This is a genomic window from Stenotrophomonas maltophilia (assembly GCF_002799245.1).
Lineage (GTDB): Bacteria > Pseudomonadota > Gammaproteobacteria > Xanthomonadales > Xanthomonadaceae > Stenotrophomonas > Stenotrophomonas maltophilia_S.
Window position 1 is genome coordinate 43,901 of the sequence record NZ_NEQV01000010.1, and the last position, 23,780, is coordinate 67,680.

At 66.8% G+C, this 23,780-nt stretch carries 20 protein-coding genes; 12 read left to right on the forward strand and 8 right to left on the reverse strand.

Annotated elements, in window-relative coordinates; translation table 11 throughout:
• Positions 1 to 14: 14 nt before the first annotated feature.
• From smc to B9Y64_RS21460, 5 genes are all read right to left on the reverse strand, one after another.
• On the reverse strand, positions 15 to 3,518 hold the full coding sequence (gene smc, locus B9Y64_RS21440) for a chromosome segregation protein SMC (RefSeq protein WP_100442376.1): 3,504 nt from the start codon (positions 3,516 to 3,518) through the stop codon (positions 15 to 17).
• 259 nt (positions 3,519 to 3,777) lie between these two features.
• The gene (gene rplI / locus B9Y64_RS21445; RefSeq protein WP_100442377.1) at positions 3,778 to 4,230 is read right to left on the reverse strand and encodes a 50S ribosomal protein L9; all 453 of its coding nucleotides are present in this window, start codon (positions 4,228 to 4,230) and stop codon (positions 3,778 to 3,780) included.
• Positions 4,231 to 4,335: 105 nt separating this feature from the next.
• Complete coding sequence (rpsR, locus tag B9Y64_RS21450) at positions 4,336 to 4,566, reverse strand: 30S ribosomal protein S18 (RefSeq protein ID WP_002804494.1); 231 nt, start codon at positions 4,564 to 4,566, stop codon at positions 4,336 to 4,338.
• Positions 4,567 to 4,577: 11 nt separating this feature from the next.
• The gene (rpsF, locus tag B9Y64_RS21455) at positions 4,578 to 5,015 is read right to left on the reverse strand and encodes a 30S ribosomal protein S6 (RefSeq protein WP_100442378.1); all 438 of its coding nucleotides are present in this window, start codon (positions 5,013 to 5,015) and stop codon (positions 4,578 to 4,580) included.
• Positions 5,016 to 5,251: 236 nt separating this feature from the next.
• Positions 5,252 to 5,590 (reverse strand): HesB/IscA family protein, encoded by a 339-nt coding sequence (locus B9Y64_RS21460; protein WP_006452998.1) that lies wholly within the window; start codon positions 5,588 to 5,590, stop codon positions 5,252 to 5,254.
• A gap of 128 nt (positions 5,591 to 5,718) precedes the next feature.
• On the opposite strand from B9Y64_RS21460, the gene asnS reads away from it, so the two are divergent.
• The 12 genes from asnS to B9Y64_RS21520 all read left to right on the forward strand — a co-directional run bounded on the left by asnS (position 5,719) and on the right by B9Y64_RS21520 (position 16,221).
• Positions 5,719 to 7,113 (forward strand): asparagine--tRNA ligase, encoded by a 1,395-nt coding sequence (asnS, locus tag B9Y64_RS21465; protein ID WP_057500623.1) that lies wholly within the window; start codon positions 5,719 to 5,721, stop codon positions 7,111 to 7,113.
• Between the two features lie 30 nt (positions 7,114 to 7,143).
• A complete protein-coding gene (locus B9Y64_RS21470) occupies positions 7,144 to 7,443 on the forward strand; it encodes a hypothetical protein (RefSeq protein WP_005417403.1) in 300 nt (99 codons plus the stop codon).
• Between the two features lie 5 nt (positions 7,444 to 7,448).
• Complete coding sequence (locus tag B9Y64_RS21475; RefSeq protein WP_006453002.1) at positions 7,449 to 7,763, forward strand: hypothetical protein; 315 nt, start codon at positions 7,449 to 7,451, stop codon at positions 7,761 to 7,763.
• 7 nt (positions 7,764 to 7,770) lie between these two features.
• Positions 7,771 to 8,409: an FMN-binding negative transcriptional regulator gene (locus B9Y64_RS21480; RefSeq protein WP_100442379.1), complete on the forward strand. Its 639-nt coding sequence runs from the start codon at positions 7,771 to 7,773 to the stop codon at positions 8,407 to 8,409.
• A 72-nt stretch (positions 8,410 to 8,481) separates the two neighbouring features.
• Entirely contained in the window at positions 8,482 to 9,144 is a 663-nt protein-coding gene (can, locus tag B9Y64_RS21485) for a carbonate dehydratase (protein WP_014037740.1), read from the forward strand.
• Between the two features lie 19 nt (positions 9,145 to 9,163).
• Complete coding sequence (locus tag B9Y64_RS21490) at positions 9,164 to 9,685, forward strand: 3-hydroxyanthranilate 3,4-dioxygenase (protein ID WP_100442411.1); 522 nt, start codon at positions 9,164 to 9,166, stop codon at positions 9,683 to 9,685.
• A 154-nt stretch (positions 9,686 to 9,839) separates the two neighbouring features.
• The gene (kynU, locus tag B9Y64_RS21495) at positions 9,840 to 11,114 is read left to right on the forward strand and encodes a kynureninase (protein ID WP_100442380.1); all 1,275 of its coding nucleotides are present in this window, start codon (positions 9,840 to 9,842) and stop codon (positions 11,112 to 11,114) included.
• Between the two features lie 31 nt (positions 11,115 to 11,145).
• The gene (locus B9Y64_RS21500; RefSeq protein WP_100442381.1) at positions 11,146 to 12,513 is read left to right on the forward strand and encodes an FAD-dependent oxidoreductase; all 1,368 of its coding nucleotides are present in this window, start codon (positions 11,146 to 11,148) and stop codon (positions 12,511 to 12,513) included.
• The gene (gene sbcB, locus B9Y64_RS21505; protein WP_100442382.1) at positions 12,513 to 13,952 is read left to right on the forward strand and encodes an exodeoxyribonuclease I; all 1,440 of its coding nucleotides are present in this window, start codon (positions 12,513 to 12,515) and stop codon (positions 13,950 to 13,952) included. Before B9Y64_RS21500 ends, sbcB begins: the two co-directional genes overlap by 1 nt.
• On the forward strand, positions 13,949 to 14,635 hold the full coding sequence (locus tag B9Y64_RS21510) for a DUF2461 domain-containing protein (protein ID WP_049463160.1): 687 nt from the start codon (positions 13,949 to 13,951) through the stop codon (positions 14,633 to 14,635). The genes sbcB and B9Y64_RS21510 overlap by 4 nt, the downstream gene beginning before the upstream one ends.
• On the forward strand, positions 14,635 to 15,627 hold the full coding sequence (locus tag B9Y64_RS21515) for an aldo/keto reductase (protein ID WP_100442383.1): 993 nt from the start codon (positions 14,635 to 14,637) through the stop codon (positions 15,625 to 15,627). The genes B9Y64_RS21510 and B9Y64_RS21515 overlap by 1 nt, the downstream gene beginning before the upstream one ends.
• A 42-nt stretch (positions 15,628 to 15,669) precedes the next feature.
• Positions 15,670 to 16,221, forward strand: a complete 552-nt coding sequence (locus B9Y64_RS21520) for a DUF2939 domain-containing protein (protein ID WP_100442384.1) — start codon at positions 15,670 to 15,672, stop codon at positions 16,219 to 16,221.
• Positions 16,222 to 16,297: 76 nt separating this feature from the next.
• Here B9Y64_RS21520 and B9Y64_RS21525 read toward each other — a convergent pair whose 3' ends face one another.
• From B9Y64_RS21525 to B9Y64_RS21535, 3 genes are all read right to left on the reverse strand, one after another.
• Complete coding sequence (locus B9Y64_RS21525; RefSeq protein ID WP_100442385.1) at positions 16,298 to 17,242, reverse strand: 5'-nucleotidase; 945 nt, start codon at positions 17,240 to 17,242, stop codon at positions 16,298 to 16,300.
• A 47-nt stretch (positions 17,243 to 17,289) separates the two neighbouring features.
• Complete coding sequence (locus B9Y64_RS21530) at positions 17,290 to 18,063, reverse strand: NAD kinase (RefSeq protein ID WP_006376667.1); 774 nt, start codon at positions 18,061 to 18,063, stop codon at positions 17,290 to 17,292.
• Between the two features lie 517 nt (positions 18,064 to 18,580).
• Positions 18,581 to 23,557: an NAD-glutamate dehydrogenase gene (locus tag B9Y64_RS21535; protein ID WP_100442386.1), complete on the reverse strand. Its 4,977-nt coding sequence runs from the start codon at positions 23,555 to 23,557 to the stop codon at positions 18,581 to 18,583.
• Positions 23,558 to 23,780 lie beyond the last annotated feature (223 nt).

Below are 23,780 nucleotides of genomic sequence, written 5' to 3' on the forward strand. Positions count from 1 at the left end.
ATTAGGATGGCACGTCAGGCCGCGCCCGCCAATCGCGCGGCTTCTTCGAGGTCCACGCTGACCAGGCGGCTGACGCCCGGCTCGCGCATGGTCACCCCCGACAGCTGGTGCGCCGCTTCCATCGTCGCCTTGTTGTGGCTGACGAACAGGAACTGCACCTTCTCGCTCATCTCCTTGACCATGTTGGCCAGGCGGCCGACGTTGGCTTCGTCCAGCGGCGCGTCCACCTCGTCCAGCAGGCAGAACGGCGCGGGATTCAACTGGAAGATGGCGAACACCAGCGCCACCGCGGTCATCGCCTTCTCGCCGCCGGACAGCAGCGAGATGCTGGACACGCGCTTGCCCGGCGGGCGCGCCATGATGGTCACACCGGTGTCGAGCAGGTCTTCACCGGTCAGTTCCAGGTAGGCGTGGCCGCCACCGAACAGGCGCGGATACAGGGCCTGGACGCCGGCGTTGACGCGGTCGAAGGTGTCCTTGAAACGGCCGCGGGTCTCGCGGTCGATCTTGCGGATGGCATCCTCAAGTGTTTCCAGCGCGGTGGTCAGGTCGGTGTGCTGCGAATCCAGGTAGTCCGAACGCTGCGAAGCCTCGCCGTATTCGTGGATGGCGGCCAGGTTGACCGGCTCCAGCCGGAGCATGCGGCCATCGATCTGGTGCACGGCCTGCTCCCAGTCGCCCAGGCGGGCGTCCCCGGGCAGTGCGTTGAGCACGTCCTGCAGCACGAAACCAGCCTTCTCCACCGCGCCCTGCAGGGTATCCGCGCTGAGCACCAGTGCCTGCTGGTCCAGCTTCCGCTGCGAAATACGCTCGCGCTGGGCCAGTGCCTGTTCATCGCGCTGGTGGCGGGTCTGTTCGTAATTGCGCAGCTCGGCGTCGATGCCGTCCAGCAGCGTGCGCGCCTCGGTCAGCACGCGGTCGGCCCGCACGCGTTCTTCCAGCGCATTCTGGTGCTCGGCCTGCAGCGATTCGACCGGCGAATCACCTTCATCCAGCTGCGAATGCAGCTCGCCGAGGCGCGAATCCAGCTGCCCGCGCTGGGTACCCATGCGCTCCAACGCCTGGCTCAACGAGGCCAGCTGCGCACGCTGCGATTCCAGGGTCAGGGCCAGGGAGTGCGAGCGTTCGCGCACCGCGCGTGCGGCGTCGCGGGCCAGGTCGCGCGCCTCGGTCAACTGGCGGCGTTCACCCTCCAGCCGCTGCCGGGTCGATTCCAGGTCACCCATGCTGCTGACCGCGATCTCCAACCGCGAGCGCGCTTCACGCGCCTGCTCGTTGTTGGCTTCCAGCGTTTCCTGCAACTGCTTCAGCTCGCCTTCGATGCGGTCGATGCGCGTGCGTGCCGCCTCCACCTTGCCCTGCTGGCCCTGCAGCTGGCCAGCCAGCTCGGACACCGCACGGTGGGCCTGGTACAGCGCACGCTGCGCGTCTTCACGCTGCTGTTCGGCTGCCTGCAGCTGCTCGCGGAACCCGCCCAGCTGCTCTTCCAGTTCCGCTTCGCGGTCCTGCAACTGCTCGATCTGCTCACGCAGTTCGTTGATCTCACGTTCGCGCAGCAGTGCACCCTGCTGGGCCGCACCGGAGCGCGATACGCGCAGCCAGCCCTGGCCTAGGCGCTCGCCGCTCCGGGTGATGATCGAATCGCCTTCCGGAAGGCTGCCCTGCAGGGCCTTCGCCTCGGACAGGTCCGTGGCAGCGTGCAGGTGCGCCAGCAGGCGACGGATCGCCGCCGGGCCGCGCACGCGTGCGGCCAGCGAAGTCGGTGCAACCTTGACGTCGGCAGCCGCGCCGTCGACCAGCGCAATGTGGCCGTCACCGAGTTCGCCGAGGGCGTCGACCAGGCTGGCCGGGTCATCGACCAGCACGCCTTCGATCAATTGGCCGAGCGCGCTTTCCACCGCGTTCTCCCAGCCGGCATCAACGTCCAGGCGCTCACCGACACGCGCTGCGGAATCCAGCCCGCGCGCCTTCAGCCACGCGACCGCCGCGCCCTGCTCCTGGCCCAGCGCGGCCTGCTGCAGGGTTTCCAGCGAGGCCAGGCGACCGCGCAGGCCGTTGGCCTGCTTGCGCAGTTCGGCCAGTTCGTTCTGGCCATTGCGCTGCTGCTCCTGCACCGCCGCCACGCCCTGCTTGCGCAGCTCGACGTCTTCGCTCAATTCATCCAGCGCGGTCTTCTGCGTGTCGTGCTGCAGGTGCAGCTGCTCGAACGCTTCTTCCAGCGCGTCCACGTCCAGACCTGCGCGCTCGGCGGCCAGGGCCTCGCGACGCCGGTCGGCATCGAGGATCTGCTTGTCCAGGTAGTCCACGCGCGTGCGCTCGACATCGCCGGCGCGCGAGGCTTCCGAACTCTGCGAGGTGTGCTGTTCCCAGCGCTGCTGCCAGCTGGTCAGCCGGTCTTCGGCCTCACGCAGGCTTTCCTGCTTGATCTCGTTCTCTTCCTGCAGCTCTTCCAGCTGCGGGGTGGCGGCCTCCACCGCCTCGCGCAGCACCATCAGCTTGGCCTCGTCACCGCTGATGTGCTGGCCCAGTTCGGCCAGCGCCTGGCGGGTCTCGTCGCGCGCCTTGTGCAGGCGCTGCGACAGTTCGCGCTGATGCTGGATCTGCTGCTCCAGCCGCGCCAGCGTGCTGCCGACCTGATAGACGGCGGCCTGCGCGGTGTTGAGCGCGTCGGCGGCCTCTTCGCGACGCACGCGCGAGGTCTCGATGCGGGCCTCGGCGTCACGCTGATCGGCGATCAGCTGCTGCAGCCTGGTTTCTTCCTGCGACAGCCCTTCGCGCAGCTTCGACAGGCGCCCGTCCAGACCACGGAATTCCAGCGCCTTCCACTCGGCGTCCTTGACCCGGCGCTCTTCCTGCAGCGCCTGGTACTGCTCGGCCTGCCTGGCCTGGCGCTTGAGATGCTCCAGCTGCTTGCTGATCTCGTCGCGCAGGTCGCCCAGCCGGTCCAGGTTCTCACGGGTGTGGCGGATGCGGGTCTCGGTTTCCTTGCGGCGCTCCTTGTACTTGGAGATGCCGGCCGCCTCTTCCAGGTACACGCGCAGGTCTTCCGGGCGCGCCTCGATGATCTGGCTGATCATGCCCTGCTCGATGATCGAGTAGCTGCGCGGGCCCAGGCCGGTGCCGAGGAACAGATCGGTGATGTCGCGGCGACGGCACTTGGTGCCGTTGAGGTAATAGTTGCTGGTGCCGTCGCGGCTCACCGTGCGCTTGACCGAGATTTCGTTGAACGAGGCGTACTCGCCCGAGATCGTATGGTCGGAGTTGTCGAAGATCAGCTCGACGGTGGCCTGCGAGACCGGCTTGCGGGCATTGGACCCGGAGAAGATCACATCGGTCAGCGAGTCGCCACGCAGACGGCTGGCCGAACTCTCGCCCATGACCCAGCGCACGGCGTCGATGATGTTCGACTTGCCGCAGCCATTGGGCCCCACCACGCCGGTCATGTTGGTCGGCAGATGCAGGGTGGTCGGATCGACGAACGACTTGAAGCCGGACAGCTTGATCGTGGAAAGACGCATAGGGGTTCCGGACTGGGGCCGGCAAGCGGCCTGCGTTTACCCTCCAAGTCATTGATCCTGTTGGGATCGATGCCCGTGGAACGGGTGTGACGCCCTGAGTATACCGATGTGGCCGTGTTCTACGAATGGGCGTGGAACATTGTCCAGCCCCACGCCGGCAGCCGGACGTGGCCCGGCACCACCAAACGGAGCCATAAAACAAAACGGGCACCCTCGCGGGCGCCCGTTCTGCGGTGATTCCAGGCCTTTCGGCGCGGGATCAGGCCTTTTCGGCTTCAACCACAACCTTGACGGTGGTTTCAACGTCGGCGTGCAGGTGCACCAGGACGTCGTACTCACCGATGTTGCGGAAGGCGCCTTCGCCCAGGATGACTTCGCTCTTGCTGACCGGCAGGCCGGCGGCGGTGAAGGCATCGGCGATTTCGCGGGCGCCGACCGAGCCGTACAGCTTGCCTTCGGTCGAAGCATTGGCGGCGATGGTCACGCTCGCGCCTTCCAGCTTGGCCTTGCGGGCATCAGCGTCGGCGTGGATGGCCTGGGCCTTGGCTTCGTATTCGGCGCGCTTGGCTTCGAACTCGGCCTTGTTGCTCTCGGTGGCCGGAACGGCCTTGCCCTGCGGCACGAGGAAGTTACGGCCGTAGCCCGGCTTCACGTCGACCAGGTCGCCCAGGTTGCCGAGGTTGGTGACTTTCTGCAGGAGGATCAGCTGCATGGTATTGCTCCAGATGAGTTATTCGTTAGCGAGGCGATGCCCCGCAACAAAGGCTGTCCGAATAGCTGGCACAGCGGGGGCGGCACCGGGCCGCCCCGCCGGGCATCAGACGTCGTGGTTGTCGGTGTACGGGATCAGGGCCAGGAAGCGAGCGCGCTTGACGGCGGTCGCCAGCTGACGCTGGTACTTCGACTTGGTACCGGTGACGCGGCTCGGCACGATCTTGCCGTTCTCGGTCAGGTACTGGCGCAGGGTGTTGAGATCCTTGTAGTCGATCTCCTTCACACCTTCAGCCGTGAACTTGCAGAACTTGCGGCGACGGAAGAACTTGGACATGGGAAGGCTCCTTAGGCGGCGGAAGCGGCGTCGTCGCCGGCTTCGTTGTCAGCGGTGGTGGTGGACTCGCCTTCTTCGTCGTCACGACGACGGCGCTCACCGCGCTCCGGCTTGTCACCCTTCTCGTCCTTGCTCTTCATGATCAGCGACTGCTCGGTGTCAGCCTCGTCACGCTTGATGACCAGGTTGCGCAGCACGGCGTCGTTGAAGCGGAAGCTTTCGGTCAGTTCGCTCAGAACAGCCTGGTCGGCTTCGATGTTCATCAGCACGTAGTGGGCCTTCACCAGGTTCTGGATCGGGTACGCCAGCTGGCGGCGGCCCCAGTCTTCCAGACGGTGGATGGTGCCGTTGCCGTTCTCGACCAGCGACTTGTAGCGCTCGATCATGGCCGGGACCTGCTCGCTCTGGTCCGGGTGGACCATGAACACGATTTCGTAATGACGACTCATGTTTTTTCTACCTTTCGGATGTGGCCTTGCGGCCGGACAGCCCCCCGCCGTTGAGACCGCGGTGGGGCAAGGATTCCCGCCAGGGAGGCAGGAAGCCGCGCATTATGGCGCAGATGGGGTGGCCGGGCAACCAGCGGGCCACACGGCAACCTGAACCGGGGGAGCAACCCCGTGCCAACCAAGGTTGGCTGCTACCGGAACAATTGCTACCGGAACAATCAGGCTCCCGCCGGGCCTCAGGCCTTGTCGGCGTCGGTGGTGAAGCTTTCGCCGCAGCCACACTCGGCGGTGGCATTCGGGTTGCTGAACGTGAAGGTCTCGCTCAGGCCGTGCTTGCCGAAGTCGATCACGGTGCCGTCCACCAGCGCCAGGCTCTTGGCGTCGACGTAGATCTTCACCCCGTCCTGGTCGAACACGGTGTCGCCCTCGCGCTCGTCGCGGGCCAGGTCGGTCACGTGGCCCCAGCCGGAACAGCCGGTCTTGGTCACGCCGAAACGCAGGCCCAGCGCGCCGGGGGTCTGGGCGACGAAGCGCTGCACGCGCTCAAAGGCAATGGGGGTCAGGCTGACGGCCATGGGACTACTCCAAGGGTACGGGGACATTATAAGGAGCCGCCGCTGCGAAAAATGCCTCGCAAGCAGAACGCTGCAACCGGTAAACTCCCGTGTTCACAGATCGAGTCGATCAGCAGAGGATTCAAGTCATGACGGTGGTCAGCGTTGAACATGCGCTTGCCGGGAAGATCCCGGAAGGCGGCGAAGTCACGGTACGCGGATGGGTGCGCACGGTGCGCGGTTCAGCGAATCTGGCCTTCGTGAATGTGAGCGACGGCTCCTGCTTCGCCCCGATCCAGGTCGTGGCTGGCGACAGCCTGGCCAACTTCGATGAGATCAAGCGCCTGACCAGCGGCTGCTCGGTCATCGCCACCGGCACCCTGGTGAAGTCGCAGGGCAAGGGCCAGTCGTTCGAGATCCAGGCCAGCGCACTGGAAGTGGTCGGCTGGGTCGAAGACCCGCTCACCTACCCGATCCAGCCCAAGCCGATGTCGCCGGAGTTCCTGCGCGAAGTGGCGCACCTGCGCCCGCGCACCAACCTGTTCGGCGCGGTCACCCGCATCCGCAACTGCCTGGCCCAGGCCGTGCACCGCTTCTTCCACGAGAACGGCTTCAACTGGATCAGCACCCCGATCATCACCACCTCCGATGCCGAAGGCGCCGGCCAGATGTTCCGTGTGTCCACCCTGGACATGGTGAACCTGCCGCGTGACGAGAAGGGCGCGATCGATTTCAGCCGCGACTTCTTCGGCAAGGAGACCTTCCTGACCGTGTCTGGCCAGCTGAACGTCGAGGCCTACTGCCTGGCGCTGAGCAAGGTCTACACCTTCGGCCCGACCTTCCGCGCCGAGAACAGCCACACCACCCGCCACCTGGCGGAGTTCTGGATGATCGAGCCGGAAATCGCCTTCGCCGACCTGGCCGAAGACGCGCGCCTGGCCGAAGAGTTCCTGAAGTACCTGTTCCGCGCTGTGCTGAACGAGCGCAGCGATGACCTGGCCTTCATCGCCGAGCGCGTGGACAAGAACGCGATCACCAAGCTGGAAGACTTCATCAATGCGCCGTTCGAGCGCATCGACTACACCGATGCGGTCAGCCTGCTGCAGAAGTCCGGCAAGAAGTTCGACTTCCCGGTCGAATGGGGCCTGGACCTGCAGACCGAGCACGAGCGCTGGCTGACCGAGGAACATGTCGGCCGCCCGGTGGTGGTGACCAACTACCCGGAGCACATCAAGGCCTTCTACATGCGCCTGAACGACGACGGCAAGACCGTTGCCGCGATGGACGTGCTGGCCCCGGGCATCGGCGAGATCATCGGCGGCAGCCAGCGCGAAGAACGCCTGGACGTGCTGGACGCGCGCATGGCCCAGTTCGGCCTGGATCGTGAGCACTACAGCTGGTACCGCGACTTCCGCCGCTACGGTTCGGTGCCGCACGCCGGCTTCGGCCTGGGCTTCGAACGCCTGGTGGTATACGTCTGCGGGCTGTCCAACATCCGCGATGCGATCCCCTACCCGCGCGCCCCGGGCAGCGCGGACTTCTAAGCCCCATACGACCACGGAGGTACCGCTCCCATGACCCTGTTCTTCGCCCTCTGTTTCGTCGGCGTTGCAGTGGCCGGGTTCAGTGCCTTCGTGATCTTCTGGCCGCTGACCCTGGTGCATGTGCGCGACCGCCATCCGGCGCTCGCCGAGCGCTTCGGCAGCGGTGCCTTCCTCAAGCCCGATGCCCTGGCCTGGCTGCTGCGCCGCGACTATCGCCAGCAGCCGGACCGCTCGCTGTCCGGGCTGGCGACGCCGGCCTGGGTGTCGCTGCTGACCCTGCTGGCCGGACTGGGCATGGCTGCCCTGCTCTGGCTGGCCTCGCTCTGGTGACACCCATGAATGACATTACCGCCTCGCGCGACAGCTGGTGGCTGGCCAGCCTCGGCAACACCCTGATCTGGGCGCGCCTGCGCGTTCGCCCGGCGGGCACCGCCGAGGTGCTCGACAGCGATGGCAATACGCTGAGCTATGACAGCGAAGACACCGCCCGTTCGCAGCTGTTCGACGCCGAGTTCGTCGAATATGACGGCCTGGACGAGGAAGACGCGCTGGTGCGCGGTTTCAGCCTGCACGAAGTGCAGCCACCGCAGGCCGACAGCGATGAGGGCCTGCGCGGCCGCATGATCCAGTCGCTGGGCGGGCGCGCCTGATCCAGGCATGTTCACTCCGCGCGCCTTCGCCGAGACCGACCTGCTCTGGCTGGACCGCCTGCTGGCGCGCGATCCATTCGTCACCGTGCTCACCTCCGGCAGCGATGGCCTGCCGGAGCTGACCCGGATGCCGGTGCTGTACCGGCGTGACGGCGAACGCATCGAACTGCGTGGACACTGGGCCCGCGCCAACCCGCAGTCGCGCCATGCCGGCGCGGCCAAGGTGCTGGTCGACGGCCCGCACGGCTACGTCTCCGCCAGCTGGTATCCAGACAAGGAGCGCGCCGCGCGGGTACCCACCTGGAACTACGCCGCCGCCGAGCTGCGTGGCCAGCTGCAGGCCTTCGACGACACCGATGCACTGGCCGAACTGGTCGGCGCGATCAGCGACCGCTTCGAGGCCAGCGTCGGCCAGGCCTGGCAGTTCGATGCCACGCGTGCCGAACACGGCCCGGAACTGCGCGCCATCGTCGGCTTCCGTTTCCAGGTCGAACACGTGCAGCTGAAGCTCAAGCTGAGCCAGAACCACCCCGACGCCAACCAGCACGCAGTGATCGCCGAACTGGAACGGCTGGGCACCCCTTCTTCGACCGAGCTGGCGCAGTGGATGCGCTGGCACCGCGAACAGGCCGCCCGCAGCGACTGAACGCCTCCGATTCCCGCGACGACGCAGCCGGACGGCTGCGGCGAGCCCCCACCCGACGCCAGGGACCCGAACATGAAAGACATCCACAAGCTGCTGCAGAACAACCGCGACTGGGCCGACCGGATCGAAAAGGAAGATCCGGAGTTCTTCCACCAGCTGGCCAAGCAGCAGCACCCCGAGTACCTGTGGATCGGCTGTTCCGACTCACGCGTTCCGGCCAACCAGATCATCGGCATGGCCCCGGGCGAAGTGTTCGTGCACCGCAACGTCGCCAACGTGGTCGCGCACACCGACCTGAACTGCCTGAGCGTGGTGCAGTACGCGGTGGACCAGCTGAAGGTGAAGCACATCCTGATCGTCGGCCACTACGGCTGCGGCGGCGTGCACGCCTGCCTGCACAATACCCGCGTCGGCCTGGCCGACAACTGGCTGCGCCACGTCGGCGACGTGATGCAGAAGCACACCGGCATCCTCGATGCGATCGAGACCGATGAGCTCAAGCACGCGCGCCTGTGCGAACTGAACGTGATCGAGCAGGTAGCCAACCTGTGCCGCTCGACCATCGTGCAGGACGCCTGGGCCCGCGGCCAGAAGCTGATGGTGCACGGCTGGGTCTACAGCCTGAAGGACGGACGCGTGCGCGAGATGGGCATCGACGTCGGTTCGCAGGAAGAGCTGCAGCCGGCCTATGAAAAGGCCCTGTCCTACGTCCCGCGCAAGGGCAAGCGCGACTGATCCCCCACGGATGACCACCATGCTCGCTTCGCCGATCAACCTGCACGCCTGGATCGAAGAGAACCGCCACCTGCTGAAGCCGCCGGTAGGCAACAAGATGATCGACAACGGCGATTTCATCGTGATGGTGGTCGGCGGGCCGAACTCGCGTACCGACTACCACTACGACGAAGGCCCGGAGTGGTTCTACCAGCTCGAAGGCGAGATGGTGCTGAAGGTGCAGGAAGACGGCGCGGTGCGCGACATCCCGATCCGCGCCGGCGAGATCTTCCTGCTGCCGGGCAAGGTGCCGCACTCGCCACGGCGCCCGCCCGGTGGCATCGGCCTGGTGGTCGAGCGCAAGCGCCTGCCGCATGAGATGGACGGCGTGATCTGGCACTGCGAGCGCTGCAACCACAAGCTGCACGAAGAGTTCTTCCCGCTGCAGAACATCGAAACCGATCTCCCCAAGGTGTTCGCGCACTACCACGCCAGCCTGGAACTGCGTACCTGCAGCCAGTGCGGGCACGTGGACCCGCTGCCGACGCCAGCGGTGGGCTGAGGCGCCACCGGCCTGTAGAGCCGAGCCCATGCTCGGCTGCTCTGCCGTGACCATGCAGGCGCAGCCTGGCTGTATTGATGAAGCCGAGCATGGGCTCGGCTCTACAGGGAGCAGGCGCTACACTGGCGGTCCCGTTGCAGCCTGTTGCCCGACCATGTCCGACCTGCTCAGCCGCACCCATGCCATCGCCCTGGACGCCGCCGATCCGCTGCGCCCGCTGCGCAATGAATTCCTGATTCCGCGCCACGGTGGCGGCGAGCAGACCTACTTCGTCGGCAACTCGCTGGGCCTGCAGCCGCGTGGTGCACAGGCGGCGGTGCAGGAAGTGATGAAGCAGTGGGGCGAGCTGGCCGTGGAAGGCCACTTCACCGGCCCGACGCAGTGGCTGTCCTACCACCGCCTGGTGAGCGCACAGCTGGCCCGCGTGGTCGGCGCGCTGCCCAGTGAAGTAGTGGCGATGAACACGCTGAGCGTGAACCTGCATCTGATGATGGTCAGCTTCTACCGGCCGACCACGCAGCGTCCGGTGATCCTGATGGAAGCCGGTGCATTCCCGACCGACCGCCATGCCGTGGAAGCACAGATCCGCTTCCATGGCTTCGACCCGGCCGAGTGCCTGGTGGAAGTGCAACCGGACGAAGCCAATGGCACGATCTCGCTGACCGCGATCGAACGCGCCATCGCCGAGCACGGCCCGCGCCTGGCGCTGGTGCTGTGGCCCGGCGTGCAGTACCGCACCGGCCAGGCCTTCGACCTCGATTCGATCACCCGCGCCGCACGCCTGCAGGGCGCACGTATCGGCTTCGACCTGGCGCACTCGGTCGGCAACCTGCCGCTGCGCCTGCATGACGTCGCCCCCGATTTCGCCGTGTGGTGCCATTACAAATACCTCAACAGCGGCCCCGGCGCTGTGGCCGGTGCGTTCGTGCACGAACGCCATCATCGCGACACCACCCTGCCGCGCTTTGCCGGCTGGTGGGGCCACGAGGAAGCCACCCGCTTCCAGATGGCGCCGCAGTTCACGCCCGCCATCGGTGCCGAAGGGTGGCAGCTGAGCAATCCGCCCATTCTCGGCCTGGCACCGCTGCGTGCCTCGCTGGACCTGTTCGAGCGCGCCGGAATGGACGCACTGCGCAGCAAGTCGCTGGCGCTGACCGGCATGCTCGAAGCACTGGTACGCGCGCGCCTGCCGCAGGTGCTGGACATCATCACCCCGGCCGACCCGCAGCGCCGCGGCTGCCAGTTGTCGCTGCGCGTGATCGGTGGCCGCGAGCGTGGCCGCGCCCTGTTCGAGCACCTGCGCGGCATCGGCGTGCTCGGCGACTGGCGCGAGCCCGACGTGATCCGCATCTCGCCCACCCCGCTCTACAACCGCTACCTGGACGTGCACCACTTCGTCGAGGAAGTGGAAGTCTGGGCCGGCCTCTAAGCCGGCTCCTCCCCTCCTGCTGGACAGTTCGTTGATCGCACACGCCTCCCGCTCGTTGAGCATTATTGGTGCCGGCCTCGCCGGGTCCCTGCTGGCCATCCTGCTGTCACGGCAAGGTTGGCGCATCACCCTGTACGAACGCCGCGGCGATCCGCGCGTGGCCGACTACGAGAGCGGCCGCTCGATCAACCTGGCGTTGGCCGAGCGCGGGCGCAACGCACTGCGCCAGGCAGGCGTGGAGGACGAAGTGATGGCGCGCGCAGTGATGATGCGCGGCCGCATGGTGCACCCGCGCGACGGCGAGCCGCAGCTGCAGCGTTATGGCCGTGACGACAGCGAGGTGATCTGGTCGATCCATCGCAGCGACCTGAACACCACGCTGCTGGAACTGGCCGAACAGGCCGGCGCCACCGTGCATTTTCATCGTCGCCTGCATACCGTTGATTTCGATGCCGGCTACGCGCGTTTCATCGATGATCGCGACGACAGCCCGCACGACATCCACTTCGACACCCTGATCGGTGCAGACGGTGCCGGTTCGGCACTGCGCGCGGCGATGAACCGCCGTGCGCCGCTGGGCGAGGACATCGCCTTCCTCGACCATTCCTACAAGGAGCTGGAGATCCCGCCGGCCGCCGACGGCAGCTTCCGCATCGAGCGCAATGCCCTGCACATCTGGCCACGCGGCCACTACATGTGCATCGCCCTGCCCAATCACGAGGGCACCTTCACCGTCACCCTGTTCCTGCCCAACCAGGGCGACCCCAGCTTCGCCACGGTCAACACCGGTGCGCAGGCCGAGGCATTGTTCGCCCGCGAGTTCGCCGACACCCTGCCGTTGATCCCGAACCTGCGCGCGGACTGGGAACAGCACCCGCCGGGCCTGCTCGGCACGCTCACCCTGGAGCGCTGGCATCAGCAGGGCCGCGCCGTACTGATCGGCGATGCCGCGCATGCCATGGTGCCGTTCCATGGCCAGGGCATGAACTGCGCGTTCGAGGACTGCGTCGCACTGGCTCGCCACCTGACGGAGGCCGATGACCTGGAAGGGGCGTTCGCCGCGTTCGAAGCCGAGCGCAAGCCGAATGCACGTGCCATCCAGCAGATGGCGCTGGAGAACTACCTGGAGATGCGCGACCGCGTGGCCGATCCTGCATTCCTGCTGCAGCGCGAGCTGGAGCAGGAACTGCAGCGGCGCTGGCCGACCCGCTTCGTGCCGCACTACACGATGGTCACCTTCCTGCACACGCCCTACGCCGAGGCGCTGCGCCGTACCGAACTGCAACGCGACATGCTGGCTGCAGCCACCGCAGGTCACGATTCACTGGACAACATCGACTGGGCCGCACTGGAAGCGCAGATCCACGCCCAGCTGCCGGTCCTGGAGGGCGCGCACTGATGGCCGACAGCTTCCTGTTCTACGACCTGGAAACCTTCGGCCAGGACCCGCGGCGCACGCGCATCTCGCAGTTCGCCGCGATCCGCACCGACGCCGACCTCAACGAGATCGATACCCCGGTCAGCTTCTTCGTACGGCCGGCGGATGACCTGCTGCCCTCGCCGATGGCCACCCTGGTCACCGGCATCACCCCGCAGCAGGCGCTGGCCGAGGGCATCAGCGAGGCCGAAGCCTTCGACCGCATCAACGAACAGCTGTCGCGCCCCGGTACCTGTGCGCTGGGCTACAACACGCTGCGCTTCGACGATGAGTTCGTGCGCTACGGCCTGTTCCGCAACTTCCACGACCCCTACGAACGCGAATGGCGCAACGGAAACTCGCGCTGGGACCTGCTGGACATGCTGCGCCTGATGCGCGCAATGCGCCCGGATGGCATCCAGTGGCCGCTGCGCGAGGACGGCGCCACCTCGTTCAAGCTCGAGCACCTGGCCGAGGCCAACAACGTGCGCGAAGGCGATGCGCACGAAGCACTTTCAGACGTGCGCGCCACCATCGGGATGGCACGCCTGTTCAAGCGGTCGCAGCCGCGCCTGTGGGAGTACGCGCTGAAGCTGCGTGACAAGCGCTTCGTCGGCGGCCTGCTGGACGTGGCCGCGATGAAGCCGGTGCTGCACATCTCCATGCGCTATCCGGCCAGTCGCCTGTGCGCGGCCCCCGTACTGCCGCTGGCCGTGCATCCGACCATCAACAACCGGGTGATCGTGTTCGATCTGGAAGGCGAGATCGACGATCTGCTGGAACTGCCGGCCGACGTGATCGCACAGCGCCTGTACATGCGCGCCAGCGAACTGCCCGAAGGCGTGGCGCGGGTGCCGCTGAAGGAAGTGCATCTGAACAAGGTGCCGGCGCTGATCGCCTGGAACCACCTGCGCGCCGATGACCACGAACGCCTCGGCCTGGACGTGGCCGCGATCGAGGCCAAGGTGGAACGGCTGCGCGCGTTCGCCCCGCAGCTGGCCGAGAAGGCTCGCCAGGTCTACAACCAGCCCCGCGCCACCACCGTGGCCGATGTCGATGCATCGCTGTACGACGGCTTCCTCGGCAATGGCGACAAGCCACTGCTTGCGCTGGCACGCACCACCGCACCCGAGCAGTTGGCCGCGCTGGAGGGCCGCTTCCGCGACCCGCGCCTGCCGGAGCTGCTGTTCCGCTACCGCGCGCGCAACCATCCCGACAGCCTCGCGCCGGCTGAACACCAGCGCTGGCAGGATTACCGCCGCCAACGGTTGCTGGGAGACGGCGGCCTGGGCGAACTCAACCTGTCCCAGTTCCAGCAGCAGCTCGATGCACTGGCTGCCGAGGCGCCCGACGACGCGCGGCGCCAGGCCCTGCTGCAATCGCTGCGCGACTGGGGCCAGCACCTGCAGGAGACGCTGTGAGCACCTACTTCTCTGACGCCAGTTTCAAGTTCCTGCGCAGCCTGGCGCGGCATAACGACAAGGCCTGGTTCAACGACCACCGCCAGCAGTATGAAGACCACGTACGGCAGCCGTTCCTTCGCCTGCTGGGCGACCTGCAGCCGGCACTGGCCGAGGTCAGCGAGCATTTCCGCGCAGATACGCGTGGCGTCGGCGGCTCGCTGTTCCGCATCCATCGCGACGCGCGCTTCTCCAACGACAAGTCACCGTACAAGACCTGGCAGGGCGCACGCCTGTTCCATGAGCGCCGCCGTGAAGTGGCCGCACCTTCGTTCTACGTGCACCTGCAGCCGGGCGAGAGCTTCGTCGGTGCCGGCCTGTGGCATCCGGAACCGGAAACCCAACGCCGCGTACGCCACTTCATCCTCGACAACCCGGGCAGCTGGAAGGCTGCCGCGCATGCGCCGGCCCTGCGCAAGCGCTTCGATTTCGAGGAGAGCGAAAAGCTGGTGCGGCCACCGCGCGGCTTCCCGGCAGACTTCGAGTTCATCGACGACCTCAAGCACCGCAACTGGGTGATGTGGCGCTCGCTGGACGACGCCACCATGACCGGCCCGCGCCTGCTGTCCACGCTGGGCAAGGACCTGGCCGCGCTCGGCCCGTTCGTCGACTACCTGTGCGCCGCGCTGGATCTGGAGTTCTGATGTCGCAGCATCTTCCGCTGGCCCGCCAGCGGCGCGTGCTCGGCCGCACCGGCCTGGCCGTTTCACCGATCGGACTGGGCTGCTCCGGCTTCTGGGGCCATCGCCGCTTCCCGGAGCATGAGTCGGCTGCGGTGGTCGAACATGCGCTCGCCCATGGAGTGAACCTGCTCGATACCGGCCACAACTATTCCGGCTTCCATGCCGAGCCGCGCCTGGGCCGCATCCTGCGCCCGTTGCTGAAGCGCTACCCGCGCGATTCACTGGTGATCTCCAGCAAAGGCGGCACGCTGACCGGGCAGGCTGGCATCAGCGGCACCGAGCAACGCAATTTCTCGCCCGAGGCCATCACCGCCAGCTGCGAGGCCTCGTTGCGCAACCTCGGCCTGGACCACCTTGACATCTACCAGCTGCATGGCGCCAGCGAACACGACATCAACGACGACCTGCTGGCCGCGCTGCAGCGCCTGCGCGAGCGTGGGTTGATCCGGCACACCGGCATCAACACCCATTCGGCCTCCACCCTGCGCTGGATGATCGCCCATCCCGACGCCTTCGATGTGGTGCTGCTGGACTACAACGCCCTGCAGCAGGACCGCGAGCCGCTGATCGACCAGCTGCACGCAGCGGGCATTGGCGTGCTGGCCGGCACCGTGCTGGCACAGGGCCACCTGCTGCCCGCGCGTCCGCGCCTGCCACGGCTGGCCGATGGTTGGTACCTGGCACGCGCGTGGCTGAAGCCCAGCAGCCGCCAGCTGATGCACAGTGCCCGCCGGATGCGGCGCGCGGTGGCCGCGATCCACAGCCAGCGCCCGGCCCAGACCGCCTTCGCCTATACGCTGGGCCATCCCGGCGTGGCCAGCGGAATTCTCGGCACCACCCGCACCCGCAGCCTGGACGAGGTGCTGGCGACGCAGCTGGAAGCGCTGACCCCGGCCGAACGGCAACGGCTGGTCGATGCCTTCGGTGACGGCCGTGGCTCACCCAGTCATTGAGTCTTCACCCGGCGCTGCCGCCAATGCGGCAGTCTGGGCGGCATGAAGAAAGCGACCGCACTCGTTGTGCTGCTGGTCCTGGCCGTGGCGGCCTGGTGGTTCGGCGGCCCGTACATGACCGTCAATGGCCTGTCCAAGGCCATCGAACAGCGCGACACCGCCCGCCTGGAGCGTTACGTCGATTTCCCGCGCGTGCGCAGCAGCCTGCGCGCGCAGCTCAATGATTACCTGGTACGCCAGACTGGCCCGGATGTGGCTGCCAGCCCGTTCGGTGCCCTGCTGTATGGCCTCGGCGACCAGCTCGGCGGTGCCGCGGTGGAGACCATGGTGACCCCGACCGGAATCGGCGCGGTGCTGCAGGGCCATGTGTTGTGGAAGCGTGGCCGCAATGAACTGCAGGGCGGCGATGCCTTCGGCGCGACCGAACCGGCGCGGCCCCTGAAGCATGCCGAGCACCATTTCGAGGCGTTCGACCGCTTCGTGATCGATGTCGATCGCGGCCCCGGCCAGCCGCCATTGAAGGTGGTGCTGGAACCGCAGGGCCTGCGCTGGAAGGTGGTGGACCTGCAGCTGGGGATGTCCGGCAGCCCGTAGCCACGCTCCGGTAGTCGCCCACCTTGGTGGGCGCGGTTTCACCGCGATGCCAACCAAGGTTGGCAGCTACCAGGCCCTACCCCTCGTTGGCGACGCCGTGCGGTACGTGGCCGGCCGCCACATGCTCGCGGGCGCTGTCGATGTTGTGCTGTGAATCATCGAAGAAGATGTCGGCGCCGAACGCCCGCAGGAACGGTCCCTTGTGGCGGCCACCGAGGAACAGCGCTTCGTCCAGGCGCACGCCCCACTCACGCAGGGTGCGGATCACCCGCTCATGCGCCGGCGCCGACCGCGCGGTGACCAGCGCGGTGCGGATCGGCGCGCTCTCGCCGGCCGGGAACACTTCCTGCAGCGTGTGCAGGGCCGACAGGAAGCCGCGGAACGGGCCGCCGCTGAGCGGCTCGCGGGCGCGCTCGCGTTCATGGCGGCCAAAGGCTTCCACGCCCTGCTCGCGCGAAATGCGTTCACTCTCGTCGCCGAAGATCACCGCGTCCCCGTCGAAGGCAATGCGCAGCTGGCCGGCCGGGCGACCGGTATCGATCTGGTCGGCCGCTGCCGCGGCGGTCTCGCCCGGCGGCTTGGGCAGGATGGTCGCCGCCGCAATGCCATGGCGCAGCGCGCTGCGCACCGATTCCGGGTTGGCCGACAGGAACAGGTCGGTGCCGAACGGCTTCACGTACGGCCAGGTCGGTTCGCCGGCGGTGAACGTCGCGCGGATGATGCCCAGGCCGTAGTGCTGGATCGAATTGAAGATGCGCAGGCCGGTATCGGCCGAATTGCGCGACAGCAGGATCACCTCGACCCGCGGGTTCTCCGGGCTGGCGCCCTGGTTCAGCGCCAACAGCTTGCGCACCACGGGAAAGGCCACGCCGGGCCCGAGGATGTCGTCCTCATGCTGGCGCTGGAATTCGGCATAGGCCGCCACGCCATCGCTCTCGAACAGCGCGTGGCTTTCTTCGAGATCGAACAGCGCGCGCGAGGTCACCGCGACGGTCAGCAAACGGGGGGAGTTGTCGCCCATCGGTGGGGGTCCTTCAAGCGGTCGGCGGGGCCGGCCGCCCATTGTCCTCAAAAAACGAACTGTTCGCTCAGGATCCGGTCTTCCAGGTTGTGCTCCGGGTCGAACAGCAGGGTCACGCGGCGGTCCTTCGACTCGCGGATGGTCACCTCGACCACATCGCGGGTTTCGTGCGAATCAGCGGTGACGCTGACCGGGCGCTTGTACGGATCAAGCACGCGGAAGCGCACTTCGGTGTCGGCCTTGAGGATCGCGCCGCGCCAGCGACGCGGCCGATAAGGTGCCAATGGCGTCAGCGCGATGGTATGCGAGCCCAGCGGCAGCACCGGGCCGTGCGCGGAATAGTTGTAGGCGGTGCTGCCGGCCGGGGTGGCCACCAGCACGCCGTCACCGATCAGCTCGGCCACGCGCTCCTGGCCGTTGAGGTCGATGCCGATATGCGCCGCCTGCCGGGTCTGCCGCAGCAACGAGACATCGTTGTAGGCCAGTGACCCGGTACTGGTGCCGGACTCGGTCAGCGCCACCATTTCCAGCGGGCGCAGGTTGGCCGGTTCGGCGCGCGCGATGCGGGCCTGCACGTCATCGTCGCCACGGTACTGGTTCATCAGGAAGCCGACCGTGCCCAGCTTCATGCCGAACACCGGCTTGCCCAGGTGCCCATGCCGATGCAGGGTCTGCAGCATGAAGCCGTCGCCCCCCAGCGGGCACAGCACGTCGGCCTGCTCCGGCGCGTGATCGCCATAACGCGAAACCATCGCCGCGCGGGCCATCTGCGCGGGTTCGGTGGTGCTGGCCAGGAAAGCGATGCGGGGGGTGTCGCTCATCGGTGGATCCGGGTGGGTGTGCCAGCAAGAGCATACCCGGTAGTGCCGGCCGCTGGCCGTCAGCTGCACCCGGTTGCGGTTCATGCGGTTGCCGGCCAGCGGCCGGCACTACCAGGCAATGCAGAACGGCCCCGCTTTCGCGGGGCCGTTCCTCCAACTGCTGCAGATCAGGAGCCCCCCCTGAGTCAGGGGGGCGCGCCAACGGCGCGGGGGTCTGGGAGCACGGTTGGCATGGGGCCCACGGTTTGCAGAGCAAACCGTGGGGCGTCAGCGCGAATGCGCTTACGCACCATGCGCGGCCAGAGCCGGTTGCGGTTCATGCGGTTGCCGGCCAGCGGCCGGCACTACCAGGCAATGCAGAACGGCCCCGCTTTCGCGGGGCCGTTCCTCCAACTGCTGCAGATCAGGAGCCCCCCTGAGTCAGGGGGGCGCGCCAACGGCGCGGGGGTCTGGGAGCACGGTTGGCATGGGGCCCACGGTTTGCAGAGCAAACCGTGGGGCGTGAGCGCGAATGCGCTTACGCACCATGCGCGGCCAGCTGGCCCAGGCGCTGGACCGCGACCGAGACGGTCGGGTAGTCCAGGGTCTTCTGCTCGGCCAGTTCGGCCAGCATTGCCAGGGTGAAGCGCAGGCTGTTGTCATCACGGCCCATCCAGGCCGCCACCTTGGCTTCAGCACTGCCACCCTTGGTGCCCAGCACCTGGCCGGCCAGGTTGCGGTGGTTGGCAGCCAGCTCATCACGCAGCACGCCACGTGCCACGGCGTGCCAGCGGCCATTGACCTCCAGCGCATCGACCTGCTCGAACAGCCACGGCAGCTGCAGGGCATCGCCCAGGCGGAAGTGGACCTTGGACACGTCGACCGGCTTCAGCTTGCGGGTACGGGCCAGTTCGATGATGTCGAACGCCGGCTCCAGGAAGTGCAGCTCGGCCAGCTGCTGCGCCAGTGCGGACGGCAGGCCCTTTTCCTTCCACTCGGCCACCAGGGCTTCGTAGGTCGGACGCTGCGAATCCGGCAGCACACCCGAAGCAACGCGGATGTCGTTGAACGGGCCCTGGTAGCGGTTGACCGCTTCAGTGATGCCCGGCATCGCGCCCGGGCGCGACAGCAGCCAGCGCACGAACGAACGCTGCAGCTTCCAGATCACTTCCAGTGCATCGATCTGCACCGACTCCGGCACCTTGCCGTCGAGGGCATCGATCTGCGCCCACAGCGCGCGTGCATCCAGCGTTTCGCGGCTGATGGTGTAGGCCTTGGCGACCTCGGCGATGGAGCGGCCGGTGTCTTCCTGCATGCGCATCAGGAAGGTGGCGCCCATGCGGTTGATGGTCTGGTTGGTCACGGCCGTGGCGATGATTTCGCGCTTCAGGCGGTGACGCTCCATCGCGTCGGCGTACTTCTTCTGCAGCGGGGTCGGGAAGTAGCGCTGCAGTTCCTTGGACAGGTACGGATCTTCCGGGATGTCCGAGTCCAGCAGCTGGGCGAACGCCACCAGCTTGGAGTAGGACAGCAGCACCGACAGTTCCGGACGGGTCAGGCCCTGGCCGCGTGCCTTGCGCTGGGACAGCTCGGCGTCGGACGGCAGGAACTCGATCTGGCGATCAAGCAGGCCCTGCTGTTCCAGGGTACGGATGAAGTGCTGCTTGGAACCCAGGCGCTTGACCGCCATCCGCTCCATCAGGCTCAGCGCCTGGTTCTGGCGGTAGTTGTCGTTGAGCACCAGCTCGGCGACTTCATCGGTCATCGAGGCCAGCAGCTTGTTGCGCTGCTCGACGGTCAGCTTCTTGGCCCGCACCACATCATTGAGCAGGATCTTGATGTTGACTTCATGGTCGGAGGTGTCGACACCGGCCGAGTTGTCGATGAAGTCGGTGTTGAGCAGCACACCGGCCTGGGCAGCTTCGATGCGGCCCAGCTGGGTCATGCCCAGGTTGCCGCCCTCGCCCACCACCTTGCAGCGCAGCTCGCCACCGTTCACGCGCAGGGCGTTGTTGGCGCGGTCGCCGACATCGCTGTGCTGCTCGCTGGCGGCCTTGACGTAGGTACCGATGCCGCCATTCCACAGCAGGTCGACCGGCGCCTTCAGGATCGCGCTCATCAGATCGTTCGGCGACAGCGCCTTGACGTTCTCGTCCAGGCCCAGCGCTTCACGCACCTGCGGGGTGATCTCGATCGACTTCAGGGTACGCGGGAAGATGCCGCCGCCCTTGCTGATCAGCATGGCATCGTAGTCTGCCCAGCTCGAACGCGGCACGGTGAACAGGCGCTCACGCTCGACGAACGTGGTGGCCGAATCCGGGTTCGGGTCCAGGAAGATGTGGCGGTGGTCGAACGCGGCCACCAGGCGGATGTGGCGCGACAGCAGCATGCCGTTGCCGAACACGTCGCCGGACATGTCGCCGACGCCGACCGCGGTGAAGTCCTGGCTCTGGCTGTCACGGCCCAGCGCACGGAAGTGGCGCTTGACCGATTCCCACGCACCGCGTGCGGTGATGCCCATGCCCTTGTGGTCGTAACCAACCGAACCACCGGAGGCGAACGCATCGCCCATCCAGAAGCCGTGCGCGATGGCCAGGCCGTTGGCGATGTCGGAGAAGGTCGCGGTGCCCTTGTCGGCGGCCACCACCAGGTACGGATCGTCCATGTCGTGGCGCACGACATCCACCGGCGGCACGATCTTGTTGTTGACGATGTTGTCGGTGATGTCCAGCAGGCCCTGGATGAACAGCTTGTAGCAGGCCACGCCGTTGGCGAAGACCGCGTCGCGGTCGCCGTTCACCGGCGGGGTCTTGGCGAAGAAGCCACCCTTCGCGCCGACCGGCACGATGACGGTGTTCTTGACCATCTGTGCCTTGACCAGGCCGAGCACTTCGGTACGGAAGTCTTCACGACGATCCGACCAGCGCAGGCCGCCACGGGCAACCGCGCCGAAGCGCAGGTGGGTACCTTCCACGCGCGGGCCGTAGACGAAGATTTCGCGGTACGGACGCGGCTTCGGCAGGTCCGGCACCAGCGCCGAATCGAACTTGAAGCTGATGACATGGCCGTGCTGGCCGTTGGCATCGGTCTGGTAGTAGCTGGTACGCAGGGTAGCGTCGATCACGCCCATGAACGAGCGCAGGATGCGGTCCTCGTCCAGGCTCGACACGCGGTCCATCAGCTTCAGCAGCGCATCGCGCGCGGCCTGCATCTGCGCGTCACGGTCACCCTTGCGCGCATCGACCACGGTCTTGAGCACCTTCAGGGTGGCGTCGTCACCCGCCGCCAGCACATCGAAGTGGGCCTTCAGCTGGGCCTGGCCGGCAGCGATGTCGTCCTTGCCTTCGTGGCCGGTGGCCGGATCGAAGCGGGCTTCGAACAGCTCGACCAGCAGGCGGGCCAGCAGCGGGTAACGGGCGAAGGTGCCTTCCACGTAGGCCTGCGAGAACGGCACGCCGGTCTGCAGCAGGTACTTGCAGTAGCCGCGCAGCATGGCGACCTGGCGCCAGTGCAGGCCGGCGGCCAGCACCAGGCGGTTGAAGCCGTCGTTCTCGGCATCGCCGTGCCAGACGCGGGCGAAGGTCTCGCCGAAGGCTTCATCGACACGGGCGGCATCGATCGCGCCGGCGGTCGATTCGACCTCGAAGTCCTGCACGTACACCGGGGCGTTGTCGACCGACAGGCGGTACGGACGCTCGGCGATCACGCGCAGGCCCATGTTTTCCATCATCGGCAGCGCGTCCGACAGCGGAATGTCGTCCAGTTGGCGATACAGCTTCAGGCGCAGGCCGTCGCCGCTTTCGCGCGGCACCGCCTGCAGGCTCAGGCGCAGGTCATCCGGGCCGGTCAGGGCGTCGAGCTGGCTGACATCGTTGGCGGCAACAGCAGTGCTGTTGTCTTCGATGTAGCCGGCCGGCAGCGCCTTGCCGATGCGGGCGGCGATGCGCAGGCCTTCGGTCTCGCCGTGGCGGGTCACCAGCGCTTCGCGCAGGTCGTCCTGCCAGTTGCGCAGCACCTGGGCCAGCTTCTGCTCCAGTTCGGCGGTATCCACGTCGAGCATCTCACCCGGCTTCGGGCGCACGATCAGGTGCACCTGGGCCAGCGGCGACTCGCCCAGCACCACCGAGCTGTCGACGTACTCGCCGTGCAGCGCTTCCTTCAGCATCGCTTCGATGCGCAGGCGCACGTCGGTATTGAAGCGCTCACGCGGCAGGTAGACCAGCGCGGAGATGAAACGGCTGTACTTGTCGCGGCGCAGGAACAGGCGGCTGCGCACGCGCTCCTGCAGGCCCAGCACGCCCATCGCGGTGCGGAACAGTTCGTCCTCGCTGGACTGGAACAGTTCTTCGCGCGGCAGGGTTTCCAGGATATGGCGCAGGGCCTTGCCACTGTGGCTGGCCGGGGCCAGGCCCGACTGCTTCATCACATGCTCGTGGCGCTGGCGCACCAGCGGGATTTCCCACGGGCGACGGTTGTAGGCACTGGAGGTGAACAGGCCGAGGAAGCGCTGCTCGCCGATGATCTTGCCCTTGGCGTCGAATTCCAGCACGCCGATGTAATCCATGTAGCCGGCGCGGTGCACGCGCGAACGGGCATTGGTCTTGGTCAGGATCAGCGCGTCCTTCAAGCCGGACGTGGCATTCAGGCCCTGCGCGGCCAGGGTCTTGACCGGACGGGCGGCAGACTTGTCCTTGCCGCGCATCAGGCCCAGGCCGGTGTCGTTCAGCGGCGCCAGAACCTCTTCCTTGCCCTGCTTCTCGACGCGGTACTCGCGGTAGCCGAAGAAGGTGAAGTGGTTGTCGGCGGCCCAGCGCAGGAACTCCTGCGCTTCCTTGCGCGACGCGTCGTCGACCGGCAGCTGGCGGCTGCCCAGGTCGTCGGCCAGCGCCAGCGCCTTGTCCTTCATCGGCTGCCAGTCGCGCACGATCGCACGCACTTCGTCCAGCGCCTTGTTGATGGCCTGTTCGATGGCGGCCATGGCTTCGGCCGGCTGGCGGTCGATTTCCAGCAGCATCACCGACTCGGTATCACCTTCGCCGACCTTGACCAGCTTGCCGGCCTTGTCGCGGGTGAAGCGCAGCACCGGGTGGCCCAGCACGTGGACACCCACGCCCTGCTCGGCCAGCGACATGGTGACGGTATCGACCAGGAACGGCATGTCGTCATTGACGATCTGCAGCACGGTGTGCGGCGATTCCCAACCGTTGGCCTTCGCGGTCGGATTGAACACGCGGACGTTGGCCTTGCCGGCCTTGCGGGCACGGGCGAATTCCAGCGTCTCAGCCGCGAGAGCGGCCCACTCTTCAGCGCTGTGGTGCGGGAACTCGTCCGACTCCATGCGCTTGTAGAAGTCGGTGGCGAAAGCCACCGCTTCGGCCTGTGCGGCCGCGGGGTAGCGCTTGCGCAATGCCGTGTACACCGGCTCCAGGGAGAAACCAGCGGTCACTGCGACCTCCGACTCTGCTGGTTTGGTCTTGTTTTTCACGGTCTTGGCTGCGGTTTTTTGCGGTTTCATGGCAGAGCGATGCGCTTGCTCAGTTGGGAAAATGAAATTGTAGCCCTACCGCACGAAAAGGCCTTGCTGCAGGACGGAATAAGCAGATTCGGGTTTGCTGCGGTTTAGACGCCTATTCAGTTCGCACCGGTATGGTGCTGGCGCCCACTTCAGCACTGCCGACAGGATCGGCAAAGCGTGTTACCGGAAGACACACGCGGCGACGCCGATGCGATTCCACAAT